The following is a 13,305-nucleotide window of genomic DNA, read 5'->3' on the forward strand; positions in this document are numbered from 1 at the left end:
CACGCCATGAAACTGATCGCCTCCCTGACCGCCGGCCTGCTGGCTGCAAGCCTCGCCCACGCCGGCTCGAGCGTCGGCAGCGTGAGCAAGCCAGGCGGCTTCGCCAGCGCCTGTGCCAGCGACCTCAGCGCGGGCGTGGGCTACACGCCGGGGCTGGACATCACCGCGGCCTTCAGCGGCTGGACCGGACACTTCAGCTGCCAAAGCCAGGACTTCACCGGCGCCGCCGGTCAGGCCGCCGCCACCGCGCAGTGGAACGCGCCCAATGCGACCAACCAGGCGTCCATCCAGGCCCGCATGGGGCAAATCCACCTGGCTTCGAGCAACACGGCCCGCATCAACGTTCAGTTCCCGGTCGCCGCAGCCGGCGGCGGCTGGTCGGAAACGATGACGGTCAACGTGCCCGGCCACGAGGGCGAGGCGGCGACATGGCTGTTCACGGTCGACGCCACCGGCCTGCTCTCGGCCGGCGGCGGCAGTGCCCAGGTGATGGCGAATGTTTACAAGGGCAACGACGAGGTGAGCCTCTACACGCCCGGCTTCAACCCCGGCGGCTCGGACCCGCTGGGTACCGACCGCCAGCGCGTCGTCTGGGGCGTGTCGCGCAGCGGCAACCGCAGCATCGACGACACCGTCACCTTCGCCGTGCCCGTCACGCTGGGCCAGTCCTTCGTCTGGGGCGTCTACGCCACCACCCAGGCTGGCATTGCGGCCTGGACACCCAGCCTGGACACCATGGTCTCGTCCAACGCCGACTTCCTGCACACGCTGAGCTACGGCGGCTCCGCGGGCGTGCTGATCGGCGGCGTGGCGTATCACAACGAACAGATCGTGGCCGCCAGCGGCATTGACTGGACCGTGGCCGCCGTGCCTGAGCCCGGCACGTGGGCGCTGTTGCTGCTGGGCCTGGCGCTGGTGGGCCGCCTGGCCCGGCGGCACAGCGGGCGCTGAACCGCCTCGGTCAGGGTTGCAGCAGGCGCTGCGCCGCCAACGCGCCGATGCGTCGGCCCATGGCCTCGGCCGCGTTCGTGGCCGAACGGAAGTGGATGCCGCCGTGGATGCGTGAGTCCGATACCTCGCGAACGAAGTCGTCGGTGCGCTGCCAGCGGCGCGTCGCGCCCTTGGCCGTCGGGCTGCTCGTGGACAGCTCCGGCACTGCGCCACCCTTGGCATCGGCGTCGATCAACGTGGCCACCGAGGCAGCCAGGATGCTGTGGCCGCTGGGGTACTCGGGGTGCATCGGGGAGTCGATCAGCGACGTCCACGCCGGGTCGCGCGTGGTGGCATCGTTGCTGTCGATGTCGCCGTTGCGGATGGCCGTGACCGGGCGCCAGAACTGGTAGTGGTACTTGGCCTCGATGACGGCGATCAAGGCGTCGTCCATCGCCTGCGCGACCGCCGCGAACAGCCGGGCGTTCCGCGCCAGGTCGCGCTGCGGCTGCTTCGCCACCGATTGCACCACGCCGTGGTAGATCGCCGGCAGCGAGTAGTCCCAGAAGCGCGCGGCGTCGGTCTGCTCGGCCGTGCGGCGGCTGGCCGCCTTGGCGCCCAGTGTGCGCACCTCGTCGAAGTCGCGCGCCCACTCGGCACTGTTCAGCGCCGGCGGCGGGGCCGGGCGGAACTGCGCCGCGCTGCTCAGCAGCCAGGGCTTGCGCTGCGCCCATTGCGACACGGCGACCGGCGCCGTCGGCACGTAGGCGCCCGGGCTGGTCTTGGGCCGGTAGGCCTCGGGCGTGGCGGCGCCGTCGTCAAGGCGCGCGGCCAGCACGCCCTGGGCGGCGGCCTCGCCGGTGGCGATGCCCTGGGTCCTGGCGGCGCCATCGGCGACGCCATTCAGCGCAGCCTGGTAGGCGGCGTCGATGGCCGGCTGTTGCGCTGGCATCAGCCTGGTCAGCGAGACCCGGTGCGCGGCGGCCAGCGCGGCCTCGGGCGAGGCGTTGGCCTTCTGTGCGGCGTCGACGGCCTGCAGCGCAGCGGTCTGCACGATGGCCATCACGCGCACGGCGGGCGGCGTGCCCATCTTGGCCTCGGTGATCAGTTCGCCGGACTTGGTGTTCCAGTCGGTGACGGCATCGGCACGCACCTGGGGCGTGGCGAAGGCAGCGGCGATCGACAGGATGCCGATGACGAGGGGGGTACGGTTCATCTTCATGGTCAGCTCTTGTAGAAGTGGTAGTCGGCGCGGTAGGGCACGCGCAGCGGGTGGCCTTGCGGCTGGCAGGCGCCGGTGGGCGCGCTGCCGCCGGCGGTGTTGACGCGCTGGATGTGGGTGACGCCCACCAGCAGGCCGTGTGTCACGGGGCTGTCTGGGGCCGGGCGGGCTGCCAGCAGCAGCCACGGAATCGCGCCGGCCGCGGGCGCATCGGCGCGGGCGGTGACGCTGGCGACGATGCGGCTGCCGTCGGCGGCCTGCCAGAACGGGCCGGCGCCGTGCGTGCCCATGGCGCGGCCGGCGCTGTCGAACAGCTCGGCCTGGGGCGCGACGAAGGCCCACTGGCCGGCACGGCATTCATAGATCTGCACGCCACGCGCACTGGCGGTCAGCGCCAGCGTGGCGCCCGGGCCGGGGTGCAGCGCGTCGGGCATGGCGCTGCAGGCAGCCAGCGCGGGGGCCAGGCTTGCCGCGGCGAGTAAGGTTCTCAGGTTCATGTTGTTCTATCCCTAGGAAATGGAGGGAGTGGCACCGTGGATCGCACGGCCCACGCCCACGCGCGATCAGCGCTTGGTAATGACAGCTTCGAGGTAGTGGCTGGGCACGATCAGCGACGAAGCGCCGGCCGTGTTCATCGAGTCGATCAGCGCGGTCAGGTCACGCTCCAGCGCGCGCTGGCCAGCGGCGTCGAGCGCGGCGAAGGCCTTGTGCGTCGGGCCGTAGTAGTCGCGAAAGACCTGCACGAAATGCGCTGGCGACGCATAGCGGAAGTTGAAGACGCGCCGCTGGCAGTGGATCTGCGTCGCCTGCGCACCGAACAGCACCTGCAGGTGCTCCTCGCTGCCCCACAGCGACGGCGGCTTGACGCCGGCGGGCGGCGCCACGTGGGCACCGATCACCTTGAACAGGCGGCCGATGAAGCTGTCCGGCGTCCAGCTGGCCAGGCCGATGCGGCCGCCCGGGCGCGTCACGCGCAGCATCTCGCTGGCCGTGCGCTCATGGTCGGGGGCGAACATCGAGCCGAAGGTCGACAGCGTGATGTCGAAGCTGCCATCGGCAAACGGCAGCGCTTCCACGTCGGCGACCTGGAACTCGACCGCAAGGCCCTCGGCCTCGGCACGGGCACGGCCCTTGTCGAGCAGCGAGGGGGCGTAGTCGGTGGAGATGACCTGGGCGAGTCGGCGGGCGGCGGCCAGCGTGGCGTTGCCGTTGCCGGCAGCCACGTCCAGCACATGTTCGCCGGCACGCACGTCGACCGCTTCGGCGAGGTTCTCGCCGACGATCTGCAGCGTGGTGCCGACGACGGCGTAGTCGCCGCTGGACCAGGCGGCCTGCTGGCGCTGCTTGATGGCGGTGTAGTCGGGGGTCTGGGGTTTGATGGGGTCGGTGACGGTGTTCATGAGGATCTCGATGGAGGTGGTTTTCTGAAAGAAGCGCAGCCAACGGCCGCACGGAAATGGCCTGCCGAAGCAGGGGGCTGGTGAAGGGGGCGGCGCGTCAGCGCGGCAGCAGCGCGCCGAACAGGCTGGGGCGGCGGTCGCGGGCAGCCAGACCGTGAAGCTCTGCGGCGGCCGACAGCAGCTCGCTGCGGCTCAAGCCGAGGTCGCGCAGCACGCGGTCATCAAGCTGGCTCAGCACGCGGGCGGTCGCCTGGGCCTGGTGGGCGCGCAGGCGGCGGTGCAAAAGGCGGCCCAGGCCGAGTGCCGCGCCTTGTAAGGCCCGGTGCGCCTGGGTGATCAGGCCGGGCCTGAGGGGGATGGTGGTGATGTGCATCGTTCGTCTGTCCCTGTGAGGAAACGAACTGTGCAAAAGGGGGCGTTCCGCGAGCGTTCCACGCCCGGCGGGCGCCGGATCAGTGCGACGTATCCAGCAGCGAGATCAAGGCCGCATGCTGCAGCGGCGCTTCGGTGGCGATGCGCTGCAGCAGCTCGGGCAAGGCCATGCCGGGCCAGGGCGCGGCGTCAGATGGCAGGCCGCCCCAATGGGCCAGCTTGCCGAGCATCTCGTCGCGGTCGGACTGCGTCAGCTCCGGCAGCTCGCCAAAGAAGGCCAGGCAGCGGCGGGCCAGCAGGGCGTGGCCCTGCGCGTCCAGCAGCTCGGCGAAGGCCATCAAGCCCGGCGCGAGCAAAGATGGCGCGCCGAGGCTGACCGCCGCCGACAGGCCCTCGGCCAGCGCCGTGCGCGCCTCGGCAAAAGCGCCTTCGCGCACCGCCAGGCGCGCCTGGTACGAACGGGTCCAGGCTCCGATGCTGCGGTTGCCGCTGGCCAGGGCGCTCTCGCTGCTGCGCTGCGCATGCTGGCGCGCGGCGGGCAGGTCACCGAGGTACATCGCCGTCTGCGACAGGTTGGCGTGCGCCAGGGCCGCCGTGTTGACGAGGCCGTCGCGCTCGCAAAGCGCCAGCGCCTCGCGCAGCGGCGCCTGCGCTGCGGCCGGCTCGCCGCGCGTGATGTAGAGCGAGCCGAGGTTGTTCAGGCACAGCGCGATGCCGGCGACATGGCCGATGCGGCGGTGCTGTTCCAGCGATTCGAGCGACAGGCGCAGCGCCTCGTCGTAGTGGCCGAGCCGCTTGTGCACCAGCGAGAGGTTGTCCAGCGTGCCGGCGATCTGCGGCGGCCGGCCCTCCGAACGCACGCGCGCGAGCAACTGCTCGTAGCGCCGCTGCGCTTCATCCAGCCGACCAAAGCGCAACGCGCAGGCGGCCAGCACGGTCAAGGCCTGGATGCGCGCCACGCTTTCGGGCTCCTCGCGGTCGATGCGCTCCAGCGCATGCGCGGCCAGGCCCTCGGCTTCTGCATAACGGTCCAGCCGATAGCACAGGTGCGACAGGCGGCTTTCGAGCAGCACGTGCAGCGCGGCGTCGCCCTGCACGCGCGGCGCGTCGACGGCTTCGCGCATCCAGCGCAGGCCGTCCTCGATCAGGCCGCGGTGGTCGAAATAGGCCAGCAGCGCAGCGGCGCAGCCCGGCATCGCCTCGGTCGGACCGGCTTCGAGCGCCCACTGCCAGGCCAGGCGGAGGTTCTCCAGGTCGGCGTCGATGGCCCGCAGGCTGGCGCGCTCGCCGGCCTCGACCGCCGCCTGGCATTGGACCAGGCGATGCTGGAAGTAGGCGGCGTGCGCGGCCCGCGCCGCCTGGTAGCCGGCTTCGCTGAGCTTGTGCGCCGCCAGTTGCTGAACGAGCGGGTGCAGGGCCAAGCGCGGGCCGTCCTTGCGCAGCAGTGACTTGTCGGCCAGCGCGCTCAGCACCGGCAACGCCGCTTCGGCCACAGCGCGCGCGGCCTCGACCTGGAAGCCGCCGCGGAACACCGACAGCCGCGCCAGCGTGTCGCGCTCGGCCGGCACCAGCCGCTGCCACGAATGCTCGAACACCAGCTCCATGCTGGCGTGGCGCGGCGGGTGGGTCGCGCCATCGGCGCGCAGCAGGTCGGTGCCGGCGCGCAACTCGGCCGCGATCTCGGCGCACGGCAGCAGGCGTGTCCAGGCAGCGGCCAGCTCGAGCGCCAATGGCATGCCGTCGAGCTGGCGGCAGATGTCGACGATGGCTCCGGCCTCGGCTGCGGGCACCAGCGAAGGTTGGACCTGGTGCGCCGCGGCGACGAACAGGCGCGCCGCGTCAAAGGCCTCCAGCCGGTCGGCGTCCTCCAGCTCCGGGCATGGCAGGCCTTCGAGGGGGTAGAGCTGCTCGCCGGCCAGGCCCAGCCGCACACGCGAGGTGACCAGCAGCTTGATGCGCGGGCAGCCAGTCAGCAGGGCGTCGAGCGGCGGCGCCACGTCCACCAGCTGCTCGAAGTTGTCCAGCACCAGCAGCGTGCGGCGATCACGCAGCGCGGCGCTCAGCTGCTCCAGCGGCGGCGCGCGACCCTGCAGCACCAGCCCGAGCTCGCGCGCGATCCGCGTGGCCACGTCCTGCAGAGTCAACAAATCTTCCAGCGGCACGAAGGCCACATCATTGCCATGTGCCGGCGCCAGGTCGTGCAGCACGCAGCGCGCCAGCTTGGTCTTGCCCATGCCGCCCGGGCCGGTGAGGCTGACCAGGCGCACGTCGTCGCGCGCCAGCAGCTCGGCAATGCGCCGCCGCTCGCCGGCGCGGCCGATGAAGCCGGCCAGGCCCAGTGCCGGCAGCGGTGACACCGTGGCGGTGCTGGCTGTGCCCAGCTCGTCGTGCAGGGCCTGCAGCTGCGCGCCCGGCGCCAGCCCGAGTTCATCGGCCATGCGTGCGGTGAACTCGCGATAGGCTTGGCGCGCCCGCGCCGCCTGACCGCTGCGCGCCAGCGCCTGCATCAGCGCGCGCAGGGCCGCCTCGTCCAGCGGATCGGCGTCGAGCAGGCGTGACGCCAGCGCGACGCCTTCCGCCGCGTCGCTCGCTTCACCGGCCAGGTGGTCCAGCGCGGCGGCCCGCCAGGCGGCGCGCAGGCGATCGCGCTCGAAATGCAGCCAGGCCGTCCACGCCTCGTTGGCATCGTCGTCGAAGCCCTGCAGCCATTCGCCACGGCGCAGCGCGAGCGCCTCAGCATGCCGGCCGGCCTGCACCGCCACATCGAAGGCAGCAACGTCCGTGTCAGCATCCAGCCGCACTGTTCCCGGCAGCACCTCCAGCGCGGCGCCCCAGGGGCGTTCCTGCAAGCGGAACAGCGCCTTGCGCAGGTTGGTCAGCGCGAGCTTGGTCTCATGGTCGGGCCAGAGCAGCGCCGCCAGCTCGTGCCGCGCCACCCAGCCGCGCCGGTGCGCGAGCAGTACCAGCAACTGGCTGCCACGCTCGCGCGGCAACGCAGTGGCAACGCCATCCAACACCACGGACGGCGCGCCGAACAACAGGATGCGGGTGCTCATGCGGCATTGTGAAAGCACCGGCGGGGCGCGTCCAAGGAACGGCTCCTGCAAAGCGCTATCGCGCCGTCATTCCCACTCGATGGTCGCCGGTGGCTTGCTGCTGACGTCGTAGGTCACGCGGTTGATGCCACGCACCTCGTTGATGATGCGGCTGGACACTTTCTTCAGCAGCGCATAGGGCAGCTCGGCCCAGTCGGCGGTCATGAAGTCGCTGGTCTGCACGGCGCGCAGCGCCACCACGTAGTCGTAGGTGCGGCCGTCGCCCATGACGCCCACGCTCTTGACGGGCAGGAAGACGGCGAAGGCCTGGCTGGTCAGCGCGTACCAGCTCTTGCCAGTGATCGGGTCGAGCGTGCTGCGCAGCTCCTCGATGAAGATGGCGTCGGCACGGCGCAGCAGGTCGGCGAAGTCTTTCCTGACTTCACCCAGAATTCGCACGCCCAGGCCTGGACCCGGGAAGGGGTGGCGGTACACCATGTCGGGCGGCAGGCCCAGGGCCACGCCCAGCGCCCTGACCTCGTCCTTGAAGAGCTCGCGCAGCGGCTCCAGCAACTTCAGGCCCAGCGTCTCGGGCAGGCCGCCGACGTTGTGATGGCTCTTGATGGTCGTGGCCTTCTTGGTCTTGGTGCCACCGCTCTCGACGACGTCAGGATAGATGGTGCCCTGGGCCAGCCATTTCGCGTTCCTCAGCTTCGAGGCCTCCGCTTGGAACACCTCGACGAACTCGGCGCCGATGATCTTGCGCTTGCGCTCGGGGTCGGTCACACCGGCCAGCTTGCCGAGGAACACTTCGCTGGCATCGACGCGGATCACCTTGGCATGCAGGCGGCCGACGAACATGTCCATGACCATCTGGCCTTCGTTCAGGCGCAGCAGGCCGTGGTCGACGAAGACGCAGGTGAGCTGGTCGCCGATGGCGCGGTGGATCAGGGCCGCGGCCACCGATGAATCGACGCCGCCCGACAGGCCGAGGACGACCTCCTCGTCACCGACCTGCTCGCGGATGCGGGCGACGGCCTCGTCGATGTAGCTGCCCATGACCCAGTCGCCCTTGCAGCCGGCGATGTCGCGCACGAAGCGGGTCAGGATGGCGGCGCCCTGCAGCGTGTGCGTGACCTCGGGGTGGAACTGGAAGGCGTAGAAGCCGCGCGCCTCGTCGGCCATGCCGGCGATGGGGCAGCTCGGCGTCGAGGCCATCAGCGTGAAGCCCGGCGGCAGCGCCGTGACCTTGTCGCCATGGCTCATCCAGACCTTGAGCATGCCGTGCTTCTCCGGGGTCTCGAAGTCCTGGATGGCCTCCAGCAACTTGGTGTGGCCGTGGGCGCGCACCTCGGCGTAGCCGAACTCGCGGTGGTCGCTCCACTCGACGGTGCCGCCCAGCTGCACGGCCATGGTCTGCATGCCGTAGCAGATGCCCAGCACCGGCACGCCGGCGTCCCACACCGTCTGCGGCGCGCGCAGCTCGTGGTCCTCGTAGGTCGAGGCGTGGCTGCCGCTCAGGATGATGGCCTTGGGCGCGAACGACTTGATGAAGTCGTCGGACACGTCGTTCGGGTGGATCTCGCAGTAGACCGCCGCCTCGCGCACGCGGCGCGCGATGAGCTGGGTGACCTGTGAGCCGAAGTCGAGGATGAGGACTTTGTCGTGTTGCATGTGGTTCTCACGCAGTTTGCAAGGCGGTGCGCTGGCGATGGAAGAAGCGGTAGGCAAGGACCAGGCCGATCAGTTGCAGCGCCGCGCAGGTGAAGAAGGGCAGGCCCATGCGCGGGTCCTCGGCTGGCAGGTGCGAGACCCAGCCCAGCAGCGTGAGGCCGATGATGGGCGCGAGCACGGCCGTCAGGCTGTTCAGCGAAGACACCGCCCCCATGGCCTGACCCTGGCTGTTGGCGCCCGCGGCGTTGGAGATGATGCTCTGCACAGCCGCCGTCGCGACGCCGCCGAGCAGGTTGAAGGCGATGACGGCGTACATCATCCAGCCCTCGGTGGCCAGGCCGAAACCCAGATAGGCGAGCGTGGCCGAGCCCATGCCGATGAGGGCGATGCGTTGCGGGCTGAAGCGCGCCAGCAGCGGCTTGAGCAGCACGCCCTGGCTGATGACGGAGACGATGCCGACGGCGAACAGCGACCAGCTGACCTCCAGCGGCCCCCAGCCGAACTTGAACTTGGTGTAGAGCACCCAGGTCATGTGCAGCATGAACTGCGACAGCGACGCCAGCGCAATCACCACCACCAGCGAACCGACGCCCTTCAGCGCCGCCAGGCCGCGCAGCGCCGAGACCGGGTTGGCCTTGCGCCAGTTGAAGGCGGTGCGCCGTTCGGGCGGCAGGGATTCCGGCAGCACGAAGAAGCCGTAGCACCAGTTCAGGACGGCCATGCAGCCGGCCGCGATGAAGGGCCAGTGGATGTCGTAGTGCCCCAGCCAGCCGCCGATGACCGGGCCGAGGATGAAGCCGACGCCGAACATGGCGCCCAGCTGGCCGAAGCGGCGCGCACGGTCCTCGGCCGGCGTGATGTCGGCGACGTAGGCGTTGGCAATCGCGATGTTGGCCTGCATCGCACCCGAGAACAGCCGCACGACGACCAGCATCCACAGCGCCGTCGCCATCGCCGTCACGAAGAAGCTCAGGCCCAGGCCGGCAAAGCCGATCAGCAGCACGGGCCGGCGGCCGAAGCGGTCGGACAGCGCGCCGAGGATGGGCGAGCCGATGAAGTTGGCGATGCCGAAGGCCATCGACACGACCAGGAAGGCGGCGGTCTGCTCGTCGTTGCTCGACGTGAAGGTGCCCACGATGTGCGGCAGGACCGGCACCATCAACCCGATGGAGATCATGTCGATCAGCACCGCGGCCATGATGAAGCCCATGGCCGGGGTGCGGGGGGATGGTGAACTCATTGCGCTTCTGAAAAGAGAAACGGGGCGATCGGCTCGCCCCGTTGTCCCGGTCGGCAGCTCACTCGCTGCGGTAGTTCGGTGCTTCCTTCGTGATCTGCACGTCGTGGACATGGCTCTCGCGCATGCCCGCGGTCGTGATCTCGACGAACTCTGCCTTCTCCTGCATGTCGGCGATGGACCCGCAGCCGCAGTAATGCATCGAGGCCTTCAGGCCGCCGGCCATCTGGAAGATGACCTGCACCACCGAGCCCTTGTAGGGCACCTGGCCTTCGATGCCCTCGGGCACCAGCTTGGACGTGTTCGGGTTGTTGGCCGACGTGTCCTGGAAATAGCGGTCCGCGCTGCCCTTGGCCATGGCACCCATGGAGCCCATGCCGCGGTAGCTCTTGAAGGTGCGGCCCTGGTAGAGGATGACCTCGCCCGGCGCTTCTTCGGTGCCGGCGAAGGCGCCGCCCATCATCACGCAGTCGGCGCCGGCGGCGATGGCCTTGGCCAGGTCGCCGGAATAGCGCACGCCGCCGTCGGCGATGACCGGCACGCCGGTGCCCTTGAGGGCCGTGACGACGTTGTCGATGGCCGTGATCTGCGGCACGCCCACGCCCGCGACGATGCGCGTCGTGCAGATGGAACCGGGACCGATGCCGACCTTGACGCCGTCGGCGCCGGCTTCCACCAGCGCCAGCGCCGCAGCACCGGTGGCGATGTTGCCGCCGATGACATCGACGTTCGGATACTGGCTCTTGACCCAGCGCACGCGCTCCAGCACGCCGGCGCTGTGGCCGTGGGCGGTGTCGACGATGAGGGCATCGACGCCGGCGCGCACCAGCAGTTCGACGCGCTGCTCGGTGTCGTCGCCGAAGCCGACCGCCGCGCCGACGCGCAGCTTGCCGTGGCTGTCACGGGCGGCGTTCGGGAAGCTGGTCTGCTTGGTGATGTCCTTGGTGGTCATCAGGCCGCGCAGCTCGAAGGCGTCGTTGACGACGACGACGCGCTCCAGCTTGTGCTTGTGCATCAGCGCCTTGGCCTCGTCGGTGGACGCGCCGTCCTTGACGGTGATGAGCTTCTCGGCCGGCGTCATGATCTCGCTGACGCGGGCGTCCATGCGCGTCTCGAAGCGCAGGTCGCGGCCGGTGACGATGCCGATGACGCGCTTGCCCTCGACGACCGGGAAGCCGGAGAAGCCGTGCTGGCGGGTCAGTTCCACGGCCTCGCGCACGGTGGCATTGGGGCCGATGGTCAGCGGCTCGCGGACGACGCCGCTCTCATAGCGCTTGACCCGGGCGACTTCACGCGCCTGCGCTTCGGCGCTGAGGTTCTTGTGCACGATGCCGATGCCGCCTTCCTGCGCGATGGCGATTGCCAGGCGGGCTTCGGTCACCGTGTCCATGGCAGCGGACACCAGGGGCAGGTTCAGGGGAATGTTGCGCGACAGTCGGGTCGCAAGGCTGGTGTCGCGGGGCAACACCTGGGAGAACGCTGGCACCAACAGAACGTCGTCGAAGGTGAGCGCTTTGCCGAGAAGGCGCATGATGGAGAAGCTCCAGACGCAAAGCGGCATTATACGGATGGCCTCAGGAGCGCCCGTTGCCCTTGGATCAACAGGCCCTAAACTGCCGGCATGCGTCTCAAGCCCCTCTTCATCGCGCTGATTGGCCTGGCTCTGGCCGCGTCCGCCCAGGCCCAATGGAAGTGGCGCGACGCCCGCGGCAACGTCCAGTACAGCGACCTGCCGCCGCCGCCCGGCACGCCGGACAAGGACATCCTGCAGCGCCCAGCGGCGGCCAACCGGCCGACCATCGTCGTTGCGCCACCGGGCCAGCAAGGGGCTGCCGCCTCAGCGCCCAAGCCGGCCGCCAGCGCGCCCACCAAGGCCGAGCAGGAAGCCGCCGCGCGTCAGAAGCAAGAGCAGGACAGCGAGGCCGCCAAGCGCAAGGAAGAGGAGCGCCGCATCGCCGCGCAGCGCCGCGAGAACTGCGCGCGCGCTCAGGCCAATCTGCGCGACCTGCAGAGCGGCCAGCGCATCACGCGCACCAACGACAAGGGTGAGCGCGTCTTCATGGATGAATCCCAGCTCTCCGTCGAGGTGGCCCGTGCGCGAGACGTCATCACCAGCGAGTGCCGCTGATCAGCCTGAATGCTTGGGCCGGTGGCGCGACACGATGCGCTCACCGCGCTTGGCATAGCGGAGCCGGCGCGCTTCCATCGGGTCGACGGTGAGCGGGCGATAAAGCTCGATGCGGTCACGTTCGCGCAAGGCGGTCTGCAGCGGCCGCACGCGGCCCCAGATGCCGATGCGCAATTGATCGAGCGGCGGGCCATTCCCGTAGGCCGCCATGAAGTCGGCACAGCCCCGCAGCGCGGACTCCAGCGTGGCGCCCTCCCCCACCTCCAGCCAGTGGTGCTGAACATCGCCTGCTGCCAAGCTCCAGACCAGCTCAACGCGCACCGTAGAGGCTTTCCGCGCGCTGCACGAAGCTGTCGACGAAGGTGTTGGCGATGCGGTCGAACACGGGGCTGACGACGGCCTCCAATGCGCCGCTGCTGAAAGCGTACTTCAGCTCGAAGACGATCTTGCAGGCGGTCGGCTCGCCTTCCGTGCCGGGCTTGTTCAGCGGCAGGAATTGCCAGACGCCGTCGAGATGCGAGAAGGGGCCGTCGACCAGTTCCATGTCGACGCTGAGCGCCGCTTCATCATTGCGATTGCGCGTGGTGAAGGCATGGCGCACGCCTGCATAGGCCAGGTGCAACCGGGCCGTGACGGCGTCACCCTCCCGCCCCAGCACATCGACCTTGTCGCACCAGGGCAGGAACTCGGGATAGCGCTCCACCGCGGTGACCAGCTCGTACATCTCGCGGGGCGTGTACCAGAGCAGAACTGACTTTTTGACCTGCTTCATAGAATCCACAAATTGTATTGAGGGGCATCGCCCCCATTTGCGACCCCATGTCCATCGCCGAGAACCGCCGCGCCCGTTACGACTACCACATCGAAGAACAGTTCGAGGCCGGTGTCGTGCTCTCGGGCTGGGAGATCAAGGCCATCCGCGCCGGCCAGGTCCAGCTGACCGATGGCTACGTGATGATCAAGAACGGTGAGCTGTTCCTGATCGGCTGCCGCATCAACGCGCTGCGGAGCGCCTCCACCCACGTCACGCCCGAAGCCGACCGCACCAAGAAGCTGCTGATGCACAAGGCCGAGATCAAGCGGCTGGTCGGCAAGGTCGAGCAGCGCGGCTTCACCCTCGTGCCGCTGAACCTGCACTACAAGGGCGGCCGCGTGAAGGCCGACATCGCGTTGGCCAAGGGCAAGGCCGAGCACGACAAGCGCAACACCGAGAAGCAGCGCGACTGGGAACGGGAAAAGGGCCAGTTGATGCGGCACGCAGCAACCGGCCGCAAGGCCCGAGACGCGTAAGCGGCGCGTTGGCACTT

At 69.7% G+C, this 13,305-nt stretch carries 13 protein-coding genes; 3 read left to right on the forward strand and 10 right to left on the reverse strand.

Annotated elements, in window-relative coordinates; translation table 11 throughout:
- Positions 1 to 6 precede the first annotated feature (6 nt).
- Positions 7 to 951, forward strand: coding sequence for a PEPxxWA-CTERM sorting domain-containing protein (locus ASC81_RS24130; RefSeq protein ID WP_056273221.1), 945 nt, complete (start codon positions 7 to 9; stop codon positions 949 to 951).
- Positions 952 to 961: 10 nt separating this feature from the next.
- Here the strand turns inward: ASC81_RS24130 and ASC81_RS24135 are convergent, their stop codons facing one another.
- The 8 genes from ASC81_RS24135 to guaB all read right to left on the reverse strand — a co-directional run bounded on the left by ASC81_RS24135 (position 962) and on the right by guaB (position 11,401).
- Positions 962 to 2,152 carry a vanadium-dependent haloperoxidase gene (locus ASC81_RS24135; protein ID WP_056273224.1) on the reverse strand — a complete coding sequence of 397 codons (1,191 nt, stop codon included), beginning with the start codon at positions 2,150 to 2,152 and terminating at the stop codon, positions 962 to 964.
- Positions 2,153 to 2,154: 2 nt separating this feature from the next.
- Positions 2,155 to 2,649 (reverse strand): DUF3455 domain-containing protein, encoded by a 495-nt coding sequence (locus ASC81_RS24140; RefSeq protein ID WP_056273227.1) that lies wholly within the window; start codon positions 2,647 to 2,649, stop codon positions 2,155 to 2,157.
- Positions 2,650 to 2,715: 66 nt separating this feature from the next.
- Positions 2,716 to 3,552: a class I SAM-dependent methyltransferase gene (locus tag ASC81_RS24145; RefSeq protein ID WP_056273230.1), complete on the reverse strand. Its 837-nt coding sequence runs from the start codon at positions 3,550 to 3,552 to the stop codon at positions 2,716 to 2,718.
- Between the two features lie 97 nt (positions 3,553 to 3,649).
- Positions 3,650 to 3,925, reverse strand: coding sequence for a DUF1127 domain-containing protein (locus ASC81_RS24150; protein ID WP_056273233.1), 276 nt, complete (start codon positions 3,923 to 3,925; stop codon positions 3,650 to 3,652).
- Positions 3,926 to 4,004: 79 nt separating this feature from the next.
- Complete coding sequence (locus tag ASC81_RS24155) at positions 4,005 to 6,980, reverse strand: tetratricopeptide repeat protein (protein WP_056273234.1); 2,976 nt, start codon at positions 6,978 to 6,980, stop codon at positions 4,005 to 4,007.
- Positions 6,981 to 7,046: 66 nt separating this feature from the next.
- Positions 7,047 to 8,633: a glutamine-hydrolyzing GMP synthase gene (gene guaA / locus ASC81_RS24160; RefSeq protein ID WP_056273237.1), complete on the reverse strand. Its 1,587-nt coding sequence runs from the start codon at positions 8,631 to 8,633 to the stop codon at positions 7,047 to 7,049.
- Positions 8,634 to 8,640: 7 nt separating this feature from the next.
- Positions 8,641 to 9,873: a TCR/Tet family MFS transporter gene (locus tag ASC81_RS24165; protein WP_056273240.1), complete on the reverse strand. Its 1,233-nt coding sequence runs from the start codon at positions 9,871 to 9,873 to the stop codon at positions 8,641 to 8,643.
- A gap of 58 nt (positions 9,874 to 9,931) precedes the next feature.
- Positions 9,932 to 11,401: an IMP dehydrogenase gene (guaB, locus tag ASC81_RS24170; RefSeq protein ID WP_056273424.1), complete on the reverse strand. Its 1,470-nt coding sequence runs from the start codon at positions 11,399 to 11,401 to the stop codon at positions 9,932 to 9,934.
- Positions 11,402 to 11,491: 90 nt separating this feature from the next.
- Between guaB and ASC81_RS24175 the strand changes: the two genes are divergently transcribed.
- A complete protein-coding gene (locus ASC81_RS24175; protein ID WP_056273242.1) occupies positions 11,492 to 11,998 on the forward strand; it encodes a DUF4124 domain-containing protein in 507 nt (168 codons plus the stop codon).
- Here ASC81_RS24175 and ASC81_RS24180 read toward each other — a convergent pair whose 3' ends face one another.
- Together ASC81_RS24180 and ASC81_RS24185 are read right to left on the reverse strand one after the other, a co-directional pair.
- Positions 11,999 to 12,319, reverse strand: coding sequence for an RnfH family protein (locus ASC81_RS24180; RefSeq protein ID WP_056273246.1), 321 nt, complete (start codon positions 12,317 to 12,319; stop codon positions 11,999 to 12,001).
- The gene (locus tag ASC81_RS24185; RefSeq protein WP_056273248.1) at positions 12,309 to 12,770 is read right to left on the reverse strand and encodes a type II toxin-antitoxin system RatA family toxin; all 462 of its coding nucleotides are present in this window, start codon (positions 12,768 to 12,770) and stop codon (positions 12,309 to 12,311) included. The genes ASC81_RS24180 and ASC81_RS24185 overlap by 11 nt, the downstream gene beginning before the upstream one ends.
- Positions 12,771 to 12,817: 47 nt before the next feature.
- Between ASC81_RS24185 and smpB the strand changes: the two genes are divergently transcribed.
- Positions 12,818 to 13,288, forward strand: a complete 471-nt coding sequence (smpB, locus tag ASC81_RS24190) for an SsrA-binding protein SmpB (protein WP_056273251.1) — start codon at positions 12,818 to 12,820, stop codon at positions 13,286 to 13,288.
- Positions 13,289 to 13,305: the final 17 nt, after the last annotated feature.

This window comes from Pelomonas sp. Root405 (assembly GCF_001425165.1).
GTDB lineage: Bacteria > Pseudomonadota > Gammaproteobacteria > Burkholderiales > Burkholderiaceae_C > Pelomonas.